The organism is Pseudomonas sp. LB3P25, from assembly GCF_054897985.1.
Map to the genome: position 1 here is coordinate 597105 of NZ_CM142711.1, position 14381 is coordinate 611485.

Annotated in this window: 11 protein-coding genes and 1 pseudogene; 10 read left to right on the forward strand and 2 right to left on the reverse strand. The window is 60.2% G+C overall.

Annotated features, from left to right (window positions below; all coding sequences use genetic code 11):
* The first annotated feature begins 4 nt into the window (after window positions 1-4).
* The 10 genes from hutG to ACYZTW_RS02730 all read left to right on the forward strand — a co-directional run bounded on the left by hutG (window position 5) and on the right by ACYZTW_RS02730 (window position 12227).
* Window positions 5-808: an N-formylglutamate deformylase gene (hutG, locus tag ACYZTW_RS02685; protein ID WP_462003627.1), complete on the forward strand. Its 804-nt coding sequence runs from the start codon at window positions 5-7 to the stop codon at window positions 806-808.
* A gap of 251 nt (window positions 809-1059) precedes the next feature.
* Window positions 1060-2007, forward strand: coding sequence for a choline ABC transporter substrate-binding protein (locus ACYZTW_RS02690; protein ID WP_462003628.1), 948 nt, complete (start codon window positions 1060-1062; stop codon window positions 2005-2007).
* Complete coding sequence (locus ACYZTW_RS02695; protein ID WP_462003629.1) at window positions 2007-2927, forward strand: alpha/beta hydrolase; 921 nt, start codon at window positions 2007-2009, stop codon at window positions 2925-2927. Before ACYZTW_RS02690 ends, ACYZTW_RS02695 begins: the two co-directional genes overlap by 1 nt.
* A gap of 113 nt (window positions 2928-3040) precedes the next feature.
* Window positions 3041-4012 carry a prolyl aminopeptidase gene (pip, locus tag ACYZTW_RS02700; RefSeq protein ID WP_462003630.1) on the forward strand — a complete coding sequence of 324 codons (972 nt, stop codon included), beginning with the start codon at window positions 3041-3043 and terminating at the stop codon, window positions 4010-4012.
* Complete coding sequence (gene dtd / locus ACYZTW_RS02705) at window positions 4009-4446, forward strand: D-aminoacyl-tRNA deacylase (protein ID WP_462003631.1); 438 nt, start codon at window positions 4009-4011, stop codon at window positions 4444-4446. The genes pip and dtd overlap by 4 nt, the downstream gene beginning before the upstream one ends.
* Before the next feature lie 321 nt (window positions 4447-4767).
* Complete coding sequence (locus ACYZTW_RS02710; RefSeq protein WP_462003632.1) at window positions 4768-6603, forward strand: glucan biosynthesis protein G; 1836 nt, start codon at window positions 4768-4770, stop codon at window positions 6601-6603.
* Window positions 6596-9166, forward strand: coding sequence for a glucans biosynthesis glucosyltransferase MdoH (mdoH, locus tag ACYZTW_RS02715; RefSeq protein ID WP_462003633.1), 2571 nt, complete (start codon window positions 6596-6598; stop codon window positions 9164-9166). The genes ACYZTW_RS02710 and mdoH overlap by 8 nt, the downstream gene beginning before the upstream one ends.
* Before the next feature lie 423 nt (window positions 9167-9589).
* The gene (locus tag ACYZTW_RS02720) at window positions 9590-10387 is read left to right on the forward strand and encodes a transporter substrate-binding domain-containing protein (protein WP_462005690.1); all 798 of its coding nucleotides are present in this window, start codon (window positions 9590-9592) and stop codon (window positions 10385-10387) included.
* Window positions 10388-10540: 153 nt separating this feature from the next.
* The gene (locus tag ACYZTW_RS02725; RefSeq protein ID WP_462003634.1) at window positions 10541-11500 is read left to right on the forward strand and encodes an amino acid ABC transporter permease; all 960 of its coding nucleotides are present in this window, start codon (window positions 10541-10543) and stop codon (window positions 11498-11500) included.
* Window positions 11493-12227: an amino acid ABC transporter ATP-binding protein gene (locus ACYZTW_RS02730; protein ID WP_462003635.1), complete on the forward strand. Its 735-nt coding sequence runs from the start codon at window positions 11493-11495 to the stop codon at window positions 12225-12227. The genes ACYZTW_RS02725 and ACYZTW_RS02730 overlap by 8 nt, the downstream gene beginning before the upstream one ends.
* 157 nt (window positions 12228-12384) lie before the next feature.
* Here the strand turns inward: ACYZTW_RS02730 and ACYZTW_RS02735 are convergent, their stop codons facing one another.
* Both ACYZTW_RS02735 and ACYZTW_RS02740 read right to left on the reverse strand, forming a co-directional pair.
* Complete coding sequence (locus ACYZTW_RS02735) at window positions 12385-13257, reverse strand: methyl-accepting chemotaxis protein (protein ID WP_375154712.1); 873 nt, start codon at window positions 13255-13257, stop codon at window positions 12385-12387.
* Window positions 13243-14322, reverse strand: a pseudogene (locus ACYZTW_RS02740) (methyl-accepting chemotaxis protein); the annotation flags it as partial. The pseudogene ACYZTW_RS02740 and the gene ACYZTW_RS02735, both read right to left, overlap by 15 nt.
* Window positions 14323-14381: the final 59 nt, after the last annotated feature.

Here is a 14381-nt window from a genome sequence, read left to right on the forward strand (position 1 = left end):
AGTTGTGGATAAGGTTCTGAACTTCAAACAAGGTCGCGTGCCGCTGCTGATCAGCATGCCCCACGCCGGCCTGCGCCTGACCCCGACGGTCGAAGCCGGGTTAATCCCCGACGCGAAAAGCCTGCCGGACACCGATTGGCATATCCCGCAGCTTTACGAATTTGCTGCCGAACTGGGCGCCAGCACCTTGGCCGCCGAGTACTCGCGTTTTGTCATCGACCTGAATCGACCGTCTGACGACAAGCCTTTGTATGTCGGTGCGACCACCGGTCTGTACCCGGCAACACTGTTCGACGGTATTCCATTGTTCCGTGAGGGCATGGAGCCGTCAGGGGCGGAACGAGCGACTTATCTGGAGCAGATCTGGACGCCGTACCACAGCACTTTGCAGAACGAGTTGGCGCGACTGAAGGCCGAGTTCGGCTACGCGCTGTTGTTCGATGCGCACTCGATCCGTTCCGTGATCCCGCACCTGTTCGACGGCAAGCTGCCGGACTTCAACCTCGGGACCTTCAACGGCGCCAGTTGCGATCCACAGTTGGCCACTCAGCTGGAAGCCATCTGCGCGCGCCACGGCGATTACAGCCACGTGCTGAACGGTCGCTTCAAGGGCGGCCACATCACCCGGCATTACGGCAATCCGGCCGAGAACATCCATGCGGTGCAACTGGAGTTGGGCCAGTGCACCTACATGGAAGAGTTCGAGCCGTTCCGTTATCGCCCGGACCTGGCGGCACCGACTCAGGTGGTGCTCAAGGAATTGCTGCAAGGGCTGCTGGCCTGGGGCCAAAAGCACTACAGCGCATAACCCTGTGGGAGCGAGCCTGCTCGCGATGAGGTCATAACATTCAATATCTATGTTGACTGTTACACCGCAATCGCGAGCAGGCTCGCTCCCACAGTTCGGGGTTCTTCTCGATACCTTTCTGGAACTGTCGCCACCGTGCAAATCTCGGTCGCTACAGTTCGCTTTTACCCTCTCGACGCTGCGTAATGTTCTGGGCACGGTGCACGAAGACACCGGTCCTCACAATAATCTGCCGCACGAGATCATCCCCAATGAAAAGACTGTTTACCCGCTGTCTCTCAATCCTCTGCGGCACCGCTCTTTTGAGCACCAACGTCCTGGCCAGTGACGACGCTTCCTGCAAGGCCGTGCGCATGGGCGTGGTCAACTGGACCGACGTGATCGCCACCAGCGGCATGGCCGATGTGTTGCTCAACGGCCTCGGCTACGAAAGCAAGCAAACCAGCGCCGTGCAGCAAATCATCTTCGCCGGCATCCGCGACAAGCGTCTCGATATCTTCCTGGGTTACTGGAAACCGGCGATGGACAAAAATATCGCCCCGTTTGTGGCCGCCAATCAGGTGAAGGTCATGGACAAACCGAGCCTGGCCGACGCCCAGGCAACCCTCGCCGTACCGGAGTACGTCGCCGAAGCGGGCCTGAAAACCTTCGCCGACATCGCCAAATTCAAGGATCAACTCGGCGGCAAGATCTACGGCATCGAGCCCGGCAGTGGCGCCAACACCACCATCAAAACCATGATCGAGACCAATCAATTTGGCTTGAAGGATTTCAAGCTGATCGAGTCGGGTGAGGCCGGCATGCTTGCCGCCGTTCAGCGGGCGGTGAATCGCAAGGAATTCGTGGTGTTCGTCGGCTGGACCCCGCACCCGATGAACATCAACATGAAAATCGCCTACTTGACCGGCAGTGAAGACGTTTACGGCCCGAACGAGGGCGCCGCCACCGTCTCCACCGTGACCGCCCCGGACTACGCCCAGCGCTGCCCGAACGTAAACCGTCTGTTGGAAAACCTGACCTTCACCGCGGCCCAGGAAAGCCAGTTGATGGTGCCGATCATGGAGCGCAAGACGCCTCAGGACGTTGCCAAACAATGGCTGCGCGACCATCCGGACGATCTTCAGCGCTGGTTGGCAGGTGTCAGCAGTTTCGATGGCAAGGATGGCATAACCACCGTTCAGGCCAGTTTGAAACCTTGATGAGTTCCTATCCGTTATCCGAGCAAATGGCGGCATTCGTCGAGAAAACCGTCAGCTTCAACAGCACCGACAGCAGCCTCACTGGTTTGCGTCAGGCCTACAGCGGGATGTGCCGGGCGTTTACCCCGCCGCGTCCCGCCGGGCTTTATGTGGTGGATTTTGAATTGGCCGGCGTGCCGGTGCGGTCTTATCAGCCGCCGGTTTCGCCACCGACCAGCGGTTGCCCGTGCATCGTGTATCTGCACGGCGGCGGTTGGGTGGTGGGGGATCTGGATTCCCACGACTTCATCTGCGCCGAACTGGCGTCGACGCTCGGTGTGCTGGTGATCGCTGTCGATTATCGGTTGGCGCCGGAGCATCCGTTTCCGGCGGCGTTCGAGGATTGTCTGGGTGTCTGGCGCGCGTTACGGGCCGGGCCATTGCGGCTCGATCCCGAGCGAACGCTGGTGGCCGGGGACAGCGCCGGTGGCAACCTTGCGGCTGCGTTGTGTCTGGCGTTGCGCGATGCGGGCGAGCCATTGCCGGCTGCGCAGGTGCTGATTTATCCGGGGCTGGGCGGTGATCACCGATTGCCGTCGCGCAGCGAATGCGTCGATGCTCCCTTGCTCAGCAGCAGTGATCTGGATTGTTATCATGCCCTGTACTTGCGCGGCACTGGACAGCCAGGTGCCTACGCGATGCCGTTGCTCGCCGAGGATTTCAGTGGTTTGCCGCCGGCCTTGATCGCAGTGGCGCAATTCGACCCGCTGCGCGATGACGGCGTGCTCTACGCCGAGCGACTGAACGCAGCAGATGTGGCAGCGACGCTTTACTACGGCGAGGGGTTGGTCCACGGCTGTCTGCGGGCTCGGGGGCAGGTCGCCGAGGTCGACGCACTCTATGAAACGCTGCTCGGCTATTTGTCTGAAAAAACGGGCTGAACAACTCTGGCTCTGCAAGGCATGCTCATTGGCGTAATTCGGGTTTATGATGCCGGACGGCAGAATAATAGAAGTCCCCCCAGGGATGACCTCGACCCCTTACGGAGCGCGCAATGCAGACTTTGTACCCGCAGATCAAACCCCACGCCCGGCACGATCTGGCCGTCGATGAAACCCACACACTGTATGTCGACGAAAGCGGTTCACCGGAAGGCTTGCCGGTGGTGTTCATCCACGGCGGCCCCGGCGCCGGGTGTGATGCCCAGAGTCGTCGGTTTTTCGATCCAAACCTGTATCGCATTGTGACCTTCGACCAGCGCGGTTGCGGTCGTTCAACGCCCCACGCCAGCCTGGAAAACAACACCACCTGGGATCTGGTCGCCGACCTTGAGCGGATTCGCCAGCACCTTGGCATCGATAAATGGGTGTTGTTCGGCGGTTCATGGGGCTCAACCCTGGCGCTGGCCTACGCGCAAACCCACCCGGAGCGCGTGCACGGTCTGATTCTGCGCGGGATTTTTCTCTGCCGTCCGCAGGAAATCGAGTGGTTCTACCAGTGTGGCGCCAGTCGTCTGTTCCCCGATTACTGGCAGGACTACATCGCGCCGATCCCCCTGGACGAACGCGAAGACTTGCTCTCGGCTTTCCACAAGCGCCTGATCGGCAACGATCAGATTGCCCAGATGCACGCGGCCAAGGCCTGGTCCACCTGGGAAGGGCGGACTGCCACCCTGCGCCCGAACCCGATGGTGGTCGATCGTTTCTCCGAACCACAGCGCGCGTTGTCCATCGCCCGCATCGAATGTCACTACTTCACCAACAATGCGTTCCTTGAACCCAACCAGTTGATCCGCGACATGGGCAAGATCGCCCATTTGCCTGGCGTGATCGTCCACGGTCGCTACGACGTGATCTGCCCGCTGGATAACGCCTGGGAACTGCATCAGAACTGGCCCAACAGTGAATTGCAGGTGATCCGTGACGCCGGCCATGCCGCCTCCGAATCAGGGATTACTGATGCACTGGTTCGCGCCGCCGGTCTGATGGCCCGTCGTTTGCTCGACCTGGCCCCTGAAGAAGCATGAAGGGCCTGCTGCAACGCGTGCGTGGCGCGCGAGTCGAGGTAGCGGGGGAGGTGGTTGGCGCAGTCGATCAGGGTTTGCTGGTGTTGGTGGCGGTCGAGCCCGAGGACACTCGGGCCAGCGCCGACAAACTTCTGCAGAAGCTGCTTAACTATCGTGTGTTCAGTGACGCCGAGGGCAAGATGAATCTGTCCCTGGCGGATGTAGGCGGTGGGTTGCTGCTGGTCTCACAGTTCACCCTGGCTGCCGATACCAAGAGCGGGTTGCGTCCGAGTTTTTCGACCGCTGCCCCTCCGGCCCTGGGCGAGGAGCTTTTCGACTATCTATTAGGTAAGGCGAAACAGGTGCATGGCACTGTGGCATCAGGTAGATTCGGCGCGGATATGCAGGTGTACCTGGTCAACGACGGCCCGGTAACCTTCCTGTTACAGACCTGAAAGCACTTGAAACATGTTTTTAAGGGCTTTTCGACTGAAAACAGGCGTTTTTCGCGATAAATACTTTGTTACCCCTGATGCGTTGTAACGCGGCCTACTAGATAATCGCGCGCTACGGGGATCAGCGTTCGTTGGTCCATTTTGACTTAGGTAGAGACTTGTCCTGGACCTGTTGGGGAATCATTTAGCCCCATAGGAGTCGGAACAATGCTCGCCAACTTGGCAAGAGTGGTCTGTGGGGTCGGTTTTTCCATGCCGTATTCCTCACAGGCACTTTAACTGGCCGTTGGTTTTTTGATCTGTTTTCGGCGAGGGTTGCTCGTGATTGTTAGTCCCTGTAATGCAAAATTGTCTGCCAAACGGTTACGAAGCGCTCTGGTAGCGGGCTCTGCACTGCTCTGCCTGCTCAGCGCCGGTCAGCTTTGGGCATTCAATCTGGATGATGTATCGGTCAAGGCAAAAGAGCTGGCCGGGCAGAAATACGAAGCTCCGCGCAGTAACCTGCCGAACGAGTTCCGCGAGATGAAATTCGCGGACTATCAAAAAATTCGCTTCCTGACCGAAAAAGCCGAGTGGGCCGATCAGAAAACCCCGTTCAAGCTGTCGTTCTATCACCAGGGTATGCATTTCGATACGCCGGTGAAAATCAATGAAATCACCGCTAACACCGTCGAAGAGATCAAGTACGACCCAAGTCGTTTCGATTTCGGCGACGTGAAGTTCGATCCTAAAGCCACCGAGCAACTGGGTTATGCCGGTTTCCGTGTGCTGTACCCGATCAACAAGGCCGACAAGCAAGACGAAATCATGACCATGCTCGGCGCGAGTTACTTCCGCGTTGTCGGCAAGGGTCACACCTATGGCTTGTCCGCTCGCGGCATGGCCATCGATACCGCGTTGCCGTCCGGCGAAGAATTCCCGCGTTTCACCGAGTTCTGGATTCAACAGCCAAAACCGGGTGACAAGCACCTGGTGATCTTCGCCCTGCTGGATTCGCCACGCGCTACCGGTGCCTATCGCCTGACCCTGCGTCCGGGCAGCGACACCGTTGTCGACGTCAAGGCCAAGATGTTCCTGCGTGACAAGGTCACCAAGCTTGGCGTTGCGCCGCTGACCAGCATGTTCCTGTTCGGCGCCAATCAGCCGTCGAAAGTGCTGAACTACCGTCGCGAACTGCACGACTCCAGCGGTCTGTCGATCCATGCCGGCAATGGCGAGTGGATCTGGCGCCCACTGAACAACCCGAAACACCTGGCGGTGAGCAACTTCTCGATCGAGAACCCGCGCGGTTTCGGCCTGCTGCAACGTGGCCGCGACTTCAGCCACTACGAAGACCTCGACGACCGCTACGACAAACGCCCAAGTGCCTGGATCGAGCCAAAAGGCGATTGGGGCAAGGGCTCCGTCGATCTGGTAGAGATTCCGACTGCGGACGAAACCAACGACAATATCGTTGCGTTCTGGAGCCCGGAGAAATTGCCTGAGCCGGGCCAGCCGCTGGACGTCGCTTATCGCATGCACTGGACCATCGACGAAGCCGCACTTCACGCGCCGGACAGCGCTTGGGTTCAACAGACCCTGCGTTCCACAGGTGACGTGAAACAGTCCAACCTGATCCGTCAGCCGGACGGCAGCGTCGCTTATCTGGTGGACTTCGAAGGCCCGTCCCTTGCGGTATTGCCGGAAGATACGGATGTTCGCAGCCAGGTCAGCGTTGGCGAGAATGCCGAGCTGGTCGAGAATAGCGTGCGCTACAACCCTGATACCAAGGGCTGGCGTCTGACGCTGCGCATGAAGATCAAGGACCCGGGCAAGCCCACCGAAATGCGGGCTGCACTGGTCAAAAACGCCGTGACTGCCGACCTGGCCAAAACATCGGTACCCGCGTCCAATTCTTCCGTCGCCAAGGCCGACAAGATTGCCGCCCGGCAGCAGGAGAAGCTGGACAAGGAAGCCAAGGAAACCAAGCAAGCTGAGGCCAAGCAGGTTGAAGCCAAACAGGTCGAAGCCAAGCCAGCCGCAGATTCCAAGGACAAGGACAACAAAGACGCCAAGCAGCCAGTCGCTGCCGACGCGGCCCCAGCCACACCGGAATCGGCACCGACTGAAGAAGTCCTGACCGAGACCTGGAGCTATCAGTTGCCTGCCGATGAGTAATTCTCAAGTACAGCCAGAGACTCTTGCCGAGTATCTGGCGCATCTACCGATGACCGACGAGCAGCGCGCGGAACTCGCGGGCTGCAAGTCTTTCAGCGAATTGCATGAGCGCCTGTCGTCCTCGACGTTCGACGCGCCGACCGAGGCTGCTCAAGCTTCGGTGGGCCGGCGCCTGACCCTGAACACTGCCGAAGAACTGGCAGACGCTGAAATGCTGGTGCTCGACGCCAGCGGCCGGGTCTGTCTGCGGGCTACCCCGCCGATTCGTCGAACCAAAGTCGTGCCGGAGCCGTGGCGCACCAACATTCTGGTGCGTGGCTGGCGTCGTCTGACCGGTCGCACCAATCCGCCGGCCCCGCCGAAGGATGAGCGTGTGCTGCCGGCTGCTCGCTGGCGCACCGTCGGTTCGATCCGCCGCTACATTCTGCTGGTGCTGATGCTCGGCCAGACCATCGTCGCCGGCTGGTACATGAAAGGCATCATGCCGTACCAAGGCTGGTCGTTCGTCGACCTGAACGAAGTGCTGCATCAACCGCTGTCGCAAACGGCCACGCAAGTGCTGCCGTATGCACTGCAAACCAGCATCCTGATTTTGTTCGGGATTCTGTTCTGCTGGGTGTCGGCCGGTTTCTGGACCGCGTTGATGGGCTTCCTCGAGTTGCTCACCGGTCACGACAAATACCGCATTTCCGGTAAAAGCGCCGGCAACGAGGCAATTCCCAAAGACGCACGCACCGCACTGGTGATGCCGATCTGCAACGAAGACGTGCCACGGGTGTTTGCCGGTCTGCGTGCGACCTTCGAGTCGGTCGCGGCCACGGGTGACCTGGATCGCTTCGACTTCTTTGTCCTCAGCGACAGTAACGAAGCCGATATCTGCGTCGCCGAGCAGCAAGCCTGGCTGGACGTCTGCCGTGAAGCCAAGGGCTTCGGCAAGATCTTCTATCGCCGCCGTCGCCGTCGCGTTAAACGTAAAAGCGGCAACCTCGACGACTTCTGCCGTCGCTGGGGCGGTGATTACAAATACATGGTCGTGCTCGATGCGGACTCCGTGATGAGCGGCGAATGCCTGACCAGTCTGGTGCGCTTGATGGAAGCCACCCCGGACGCCGGGATCATCCAGACCGCGCCGCGCGCGTCTGGCATGGACACGCTGTATGCGCGCATGCAGCAGTTCGCCACCCGCGTGTACGGTCCGCTGTTTACCGCCGGTCTGCACTTCTGGCAGTTGGGAGAATCCCACTACTGGGGCCACAACGCGATCATCCGCATGAAGCCGTTCATCGAGCACTGCGCCCTGGCGCCGTTGCCCGGTAAAGGCGCGTTCGCCGGTGCAATTCTGTCCCACGACTTCGTTGAAGCGGCGCTGATGCGCCGTGCCGGCTGGGGCGTGTGGATTGCCTACGATTTGCCGGGCAGCTACGAAGAATTGCCGCCGAACCTGCTGGACGAACTCAAGCGTGACCGTCGCTGGTGCCACGGCAACCTGATGAACTTCCGGCTGTTCCTGGTCAAGGGCATGCACCCGGTGCACCGTGCAGTGTTCCTGACGGGCGTGATGTCATATCTGTCGGCGCCGTTGTGGTTCTTCTTCCTTGTGCTATCGACGGCGCTGCTGGCGGTCAACACGCTGATGGAGCCGCAGTACTTCCTTGAGCCACGTCAGCTCTATCCGCTGTGGCCACAATGGCACCCGGACAAGGCGATTGCGCTGTTCTCGACCACCGTCGTGCTGCTGTTCCTGCCGAAGTTGTTGAGCATCATCCTGATCTGGGCCAAGGGCGCGAAAGAGTTCGGTGGCAAGTTCAAGGTGACCCTGTCGATGCTGCTGGAGATGCTGTTCTCCATGCTGCTGGCGCCGGTGCGGATGATTTTCCACACCCGTTTCGTACTCGCCGCGTTCCTCGGCTGGGCCGCGACCTGGAACTCGCCGCAACGTGACGACGACTCCACACCATGGAGCGAAGCGGTCAAACGCCACGGTCCGCAAACCTTGCTGGGCTTCTTCTGGGCCCTGCTGGTGATCTGGCTGAACCCGAGCTTTCTCTGGTGGCTGGTGCCGATCGTCGGTTCGTTGATGCTGTCGATTCCGGTGTCGGTGATCTCCAGTCGAGTCGGCCTGGGCCTCAAGTCCCGTGACGAAAGCCTGTTCCTGATCCCTGAGGAATACAATCCGCCACAGGCGTTGCTGGCAACCGACCAGTACACCCACGAAAACCGTTGGCATGCGCTGAACGACGGCTTCATCCGGGCAGTGGTCGATCCACAGCAGAACGCCTTGGCGTGCTCGCTGGCGACGTCTCGCCACCGTGAGGCCGAACCGATCGAGTGGCTGCGGATCGAACGGGTTCGTCATGCGCTGAAAGCCGGGCCTGAGGGTCTGAACAACAATGAGCGCGTGCAACTGCTCAGTGATCCGGTAGCACTGGGTCGTCTGCATGAGCAGATCTGGAACGAAGGTCACCCCGAGTGGCTGGAGGCGTGGCGTACATCGGTGAAAGCCGATCCCCATGCGCCGCTGTTGCCGCTCAAGCCGCTGAGTGCGCAGCCTCAGTTGGCATAAAGAAAAGCCCCGCTAAATTAGCGGGGTTTTTTGTTTGTGGTGGGGCTGGAATTTAGATCGACCTTCAGATCCACCCCTCACCCTAACCCTCCCGAAACGTCGGACCGCCCCAGAGGGTAGAGGGGACTGACCGAGGTGTTCTTTAGAGCTACATCGACCTGGAACATCGAGTCGAGCTCAGGTTTTGAAACGTCCCCGATCGGCTCCCTTTCCCCCTCTCCCCCGTGGGGAGAGGGCTGGGGTGAGGGGTGGCTCTTGAATTCACAACAAATCCCAACCAAACCCTTGTGCAAACGAACGAGTGCGTTAGGATCCGTCCCCGAATTGGTGCGCCCGGACAACTTTCTGTTCGTATCTGCCGGTTTCCTAAGGGAAATCAGCCGTTTGCGCGCCTCACAACGCGATGGTTTTGGGGACTTGATGATGAAGAAGTATCTCTCGATGCTGCTGGTTGGCGTCACGGCATTGGTTGCAGTCAACGCGGCGCAGGCTGGTGCCATCGATGACGCGGTCAAGCGCGGCACGCTGAAAGTCGGCATGGACCCGACCTACATGCCGTTCGAAATGACCAACAAGCGCGGCGAGATCATCGGCTTCGAAGTCGACATCCTCAAAGCCATGACCAAGGCCATGGGCGTCAAGCTGGAGATGGTTTCCACCGGCTACGACGGCATCATCCCGGCCTTGCTCACCGACAAGTTCGACATGATCGGCAGCGGCATGACCCTGACTCAGGAACGCAACCTGCGCCTGAACTTCAGCGAACCGTTCATTGTGGTGGGCCAGACCCTGCTGATCCGCAAGGAACTGGAAGGCACCATCAAATCCTATAAAGACCTGAACACCGCCGACTACCGCATCACTTCCAAGCTCGGCACCACCGGCGAGATGGTCGCCAAAAAGCTTATCTCCAAAGCCAACTACCACGGCTACGACAACGAGCAGGAAGCCGTGCTCGACGTGGTCAACGGCAAGGCCGACGCCTTCATCTACGACGCGCCTTACAACGTCGTGGCCGTGAACAAGGTCGGTGCCGGCAAACTGGTGTTCCTCGACAAGCCGTTCACCTACGAACCGCTGGCCTTCGGTCTGAAGAAGGGTGACTACGACAGCCTCAACTTCATCAACAACTTCCTGCGCCAGATCCACGAAGACGGCACCTACGATCGCATCCATGACAAGTGGTTTAAAGAAACCGCCTGGCTCAAGGACATGGAATAAGGCTCGGTCAGTTAGACCGCGTCGCTCCATTCGCGAGCAGGCTCGCTCCCACAATTGACCGCGTACATGCTGACGACTCGGTCCACTGTGGGAGCGAGCCTGCTCGCGAAGACGGCCTCCCTGGCGATACAGAATTCGGAACCTGATTACCCAATGAAACAGAAAAAAGCCCAATGGCCGTGGCACGTGTTAACCGTGCTGGTGCTGATCGGCCTGGCCGGCGCGTTGTATTACGCCACCTCGCTGATGTCTTACGAATGGCGCTGGAACCGCGTGCCGCAATACTTCGCCTACCACGCCGAAGAATCCCAGCGCGCCGCCGACATCTCCACCGTCAGCGAACTGGTGCGCAAGGTCGACAAGGCTGAAGTCACCCTGCGCAATGATGCCGGCGTCGAGCAGCACCTGACTGTCGACAACAACAGCCTGCAAGTCGCCCAAGGTGATGACGTGGCCGAAGGCGATGTGATCGGCGTGACCCGCCATTGGGCCGCCGGACCGCTGATGTGGGGGCTCTGGACCACCTTGTGGCTGTCCGGGGTTTCAGGCGTGCTCGGTCTGCTGATCGGCCTCGCCACGGGCCTGTGCCGACTGTCGAACAACCCGACCCTGCGCGATCTCTCGACGATCTACGTCGAACTGGTCCGCGGTACGCCGCTGCTGGTGCAAATCTTCATTTTTTACTTCTTCATCGGCACCGTGATGAACCTGTCCCGGGAGTTCGCCGGGATCGCCGCGCTGTCGCTGTTCACCGGTGCTTATGTGGCGGAAATCATCCGTTCCGGCGTGCAATCCATCGCCCGTGGCCAGAACGAAGCCGCGCGCTCCCTGGGCCTGAGCGCTGGTCAGTCGATGCGCCACGTAGTGCTGCCGCAAGCGTTCAAACGGGTGCTGCCACCGCTGGCCGGTCAATTCATCAGTCTGGTCAAGGACACCTCGCTGGTGTCGGTGATCGCCATTACCGAGCTGCTCAAAAGCGGTCGCGAAGTCATCACCACCTCGTTCTCGCCGTTCGAAATCCTGTTCTGCGTGGCCGGTCTGTACCTGTTGATCAACCTGCCGCTGTCGAAAATCGCCAGCCGGCTTGAGCGGAGGCTCGCGCAAAGTGATTGAAGTCCGCGATCTGGTAAAAGTTTTCGACACCCGCGGCCACGTGGTTCGCGCGGTGGATAACGTTTCGACGCACGTGGCCAAGGGCGAAGTGCTGGTGGTGATCGGCCCGTCCGGTTCCGGCAAGTCGACTTTCCTGCGCTGCCTCAACGGCCTGGAAGCGTTCGACTCGGGCTCTGTGAGCATCGACGGCCTGCAACTGGCCGACCCGAAAACCGATGTGAATGCCTACCGCCGTGAAGTCGGCATGGTGTTCCAGCATTTCAACCTGTTCCCGCACATGACCGTGCTGGAAAACCTCTGCCTGGCCCAGAAAGTCGTGCGCAAGCGCGGCAAGAAGGAGCGCGAGGCCAAGGCGTTGGCGTTGCTGGAGAAGGTTGGTATTGCGCAGAAGGCCAACGAGTTTCCGTCGCGCCTGTCCGGCGGTCAGCAACAGCGCGTGGCCATCGCCCGGGCATTGGCCATGGAACCGAAGGTCATGCTGTTCGATGAACCGACCTCGGCGCTCGATCCGGAAATGGTCGGTGAAGTGCTGGATGTGATGAAAGCGTTAGCCGTGGAAGGCATGACCATGGTCTGCGTCACCCACGAAATGGGCTTCGCGCGGGAAGTGGCGGATCGGGTGCTGTTCTTCGATCACGGCAAATTGCTCGAAGACGCCTCACCGGCCGAATTCTTCGATGCGCCGAAGGATCCGCGGGCTCAGGCCTTCTTGCGGCAGGTCCTCTAACTTCAGCGCCTGACGAACCGCATTCGCGAGCAGGCTCGCTCCCACATTGACCGGCGGCGCACACAAAACTTGTGTCCGACGCCTAACCCCTGTGGGAGCGAGCCTGCTCGCAAATGCATCACCTCGGTCCCGAGCGAACCGAGGTTATTGAATCACCTCAAACCTTAAACCGTCCCACCAGCATCTGTAGATGCGTCCCCAGCCGCGCCAGCTCGACGCTGGAAGCCGCGGTCTCTTCACTGGCTGCCGAGGTTTGCTCGGACACGTCGCGCACGTTCAGCACGCTACGGTTGATCTCTTCAGCCACCGCGCTTTGCTGTTCTGCCGCTGCGGCAATCTGCTGGTTCATCGACTGAATCGCCGAGACGGTGCGGGTAATACTTTCCAGCGAGCCACCGGCGCGGCGGGTCAGTTCGACGCTGCTGTCGGTCAGGCTGCGGCTATTGTCCATGATGGTCGCCACTTGCTGAGTGCCGGTTTGCAGGCCGACGATCAGCTCTTCGATTTCTTCGGTGGACTTCTGGGTACGCTGGGCCAGGCTGCGGACTTCGTCGGCGACCACCGCAAAACCACGTCCGGCCTCACCGGCACGGGCGGCCTCGATGGCGGCGTTGAGGGCCAGCAGGTTGGTTTGCTGGGCCACGGATTTGATCACGTCGAGCACGCTGCCGATCTTGTCGCTTTCGCGTTTGAGATGACCCATGGCCTCGGTGGAGTTGCCGACTTCTTTGGCCAGGCGCTCGATTTGGGCGATGGCTTCGCCGACCACTTTGTCACCTTCGCGGGCCTGCTGGTCAGCGGCGACGGCGGCTTCGGACGCTTCTTCGGCGTTACGCGCGACTTCCTGCACGGTAGCGGTCATTTCGTTCATGGCGGTGGCCACCTGGTCGGTCTCGACCTTCTGGCTGTTGACCCCGGCGCTGGTCTGCTCAGTGACTGCCGACAGCTCCTCGGCGGCACTGGCGATTTGCGTGACGCCGTCACTGATACCGCCGATCAACTCGCGCAGGCCCAGGGTCATGCTTTGCATGGCGCGCTGTAGCTGACCGAGTTCGTCCTGACGCTCAGAGATAAGGTTTTGGGTCAGGTCGCCGGCAGCAACACGCTCCGCCACTTTGAGGGTCTGGCTCAGGGGGATCACGATCTGGCGAGTGATGGCCCACGCGGCAAGCATGCCGAAGGCGAGCGCCAGGACGGTGGCCAGCAGCAGCAGGTTTTTGGCGTGCGCGGCGTCAGTGTCACGGACGATGGTTTGCGACACGGTGAGTTTTTTGCTGACGTCGAGCAGGATGTCGCCTTGTACGGCCATGCGTTTGAGCGCGGCAGCGCTGGCAACCTGAGAGTCACGGAACTGGCTGACGGCCGCGCGATAGGCCTTGAGCGAGTCAGTGGCCTGTTGCAGGTTGGCGATGTGCTGTTCCGGCAGTTTGGAGGGCAGGCTCTCGAGGTTTTTCAACGCGTTGTCGATGGCGTCCAGAGCCGGTTGCTCGGCCTCGGTTTTGCCGCTGTAGGTATAACCGCGCACCTGGAAGCGCGCTTGCTGGATCAGTTTGCTCAGGTCGATCACGCTATTGAAATCGGCGACGCTGTCACCTTGCAGCATGGATTTCTCGACTTCGGCGACACGGGCCACGGCGTTGTCGGCGGTGGCGCCGAGTTTGCCGCGGGCGTCTTCGCGGGTGGCGCCGGCCTGGGTCATGGCAGTGAAGGCTTGTTTGTACTCACTGACGGCGGCCAGTTGCTGGTCGATCATGGCCACGTCGGCCGGTTGTTCAATCAACGTGCGCGCGGTTTTCAGGCCGGTATCGAGTTGACCGAGCAGGTCGTTGACCGCGCCGGGGCCTTGTTCGCCGCGACGCATTTCGTATTCCAGGCGGGCCACGCGCAGGTCTTTGGTCAGGTCATTGAGGCTGGCAATAAACCCCAGCTTATCGCCACGGCTCATCACACCGCTCAGGCCGGTCCAACCGGTGAAGGTGATCAACAAGGTAAGCAGCAGTACCAGACCGAAGCCGACACCCAGTTTGCGGTTGACGCTGACGTTCCCCAGTTTCTCGGCTAGCCATCGGTACATGCTGCTACTCCCTCGAACCATTTGTTGGTTTTATGGGGACTGTATCGGCAGGCAGCCGGGAATCTGAAGGTGCAGCAAGA

Bases quoted from the DNA above. Each gene is read 5' to 3' on its own strand.
- ACYZTW_RS02720 (WP_462005690.1), top strand. From the start codon at position 9,590: ATGAAGAAGTATCTCTCGATGCTGCTGGTTGGCGTCACGGCATTGGTT.
- dtd (WP_462003631.1), top strand. From the start codon at position 4,009: ATGAAGGGCCTGCTGCAACGCGTGCGTGGCGCGCGAGTCGAGGTAGCG.
- ACYZTW_RS02735 (WP_375154712.1), bottom strand. From the start codon at position 13,257: ATGCAAAGCATGACCCTGGGCCTGCGCGAGTTGATCGGCGGTATCAGT.
- pip (WP_462003630.1), top strand. From the start codon at position 3,041: ATGCAGACTTTGTACCCGCAGATCAAACCCCACGCCCGGCACGATCTG.
- mdoH (WP_462003633.1), top strand. From the start codon at position 6,596: ATGAGTAATTCTCAAGTACAGCCAGAGACTCTTGCCGAGTATCTGGCG.
- ACYZTW_RS02695 (WP_462003629.1), top strand. From the start codon at position 2,007: ATGAGTTCCTATCCGTTATCCGAGCAAATGGCGGCATTCGTCGAGAAA.
- ACYZTW_RS02725 (WP_462003634.1), top strand. From the start codon at position 10,541: ATGAAACAGAAAAAAGCCCAATGGCCGTGGCACGTGTTAACCGTGCTG.
- ACYZTW_RS02690 (WP_462003628.1), top strand. From the start codon at position 1,060: ATGAAAAGACTGTTTACCCGCTGTCTCTCAATCCTCTGCGGCACCGCT.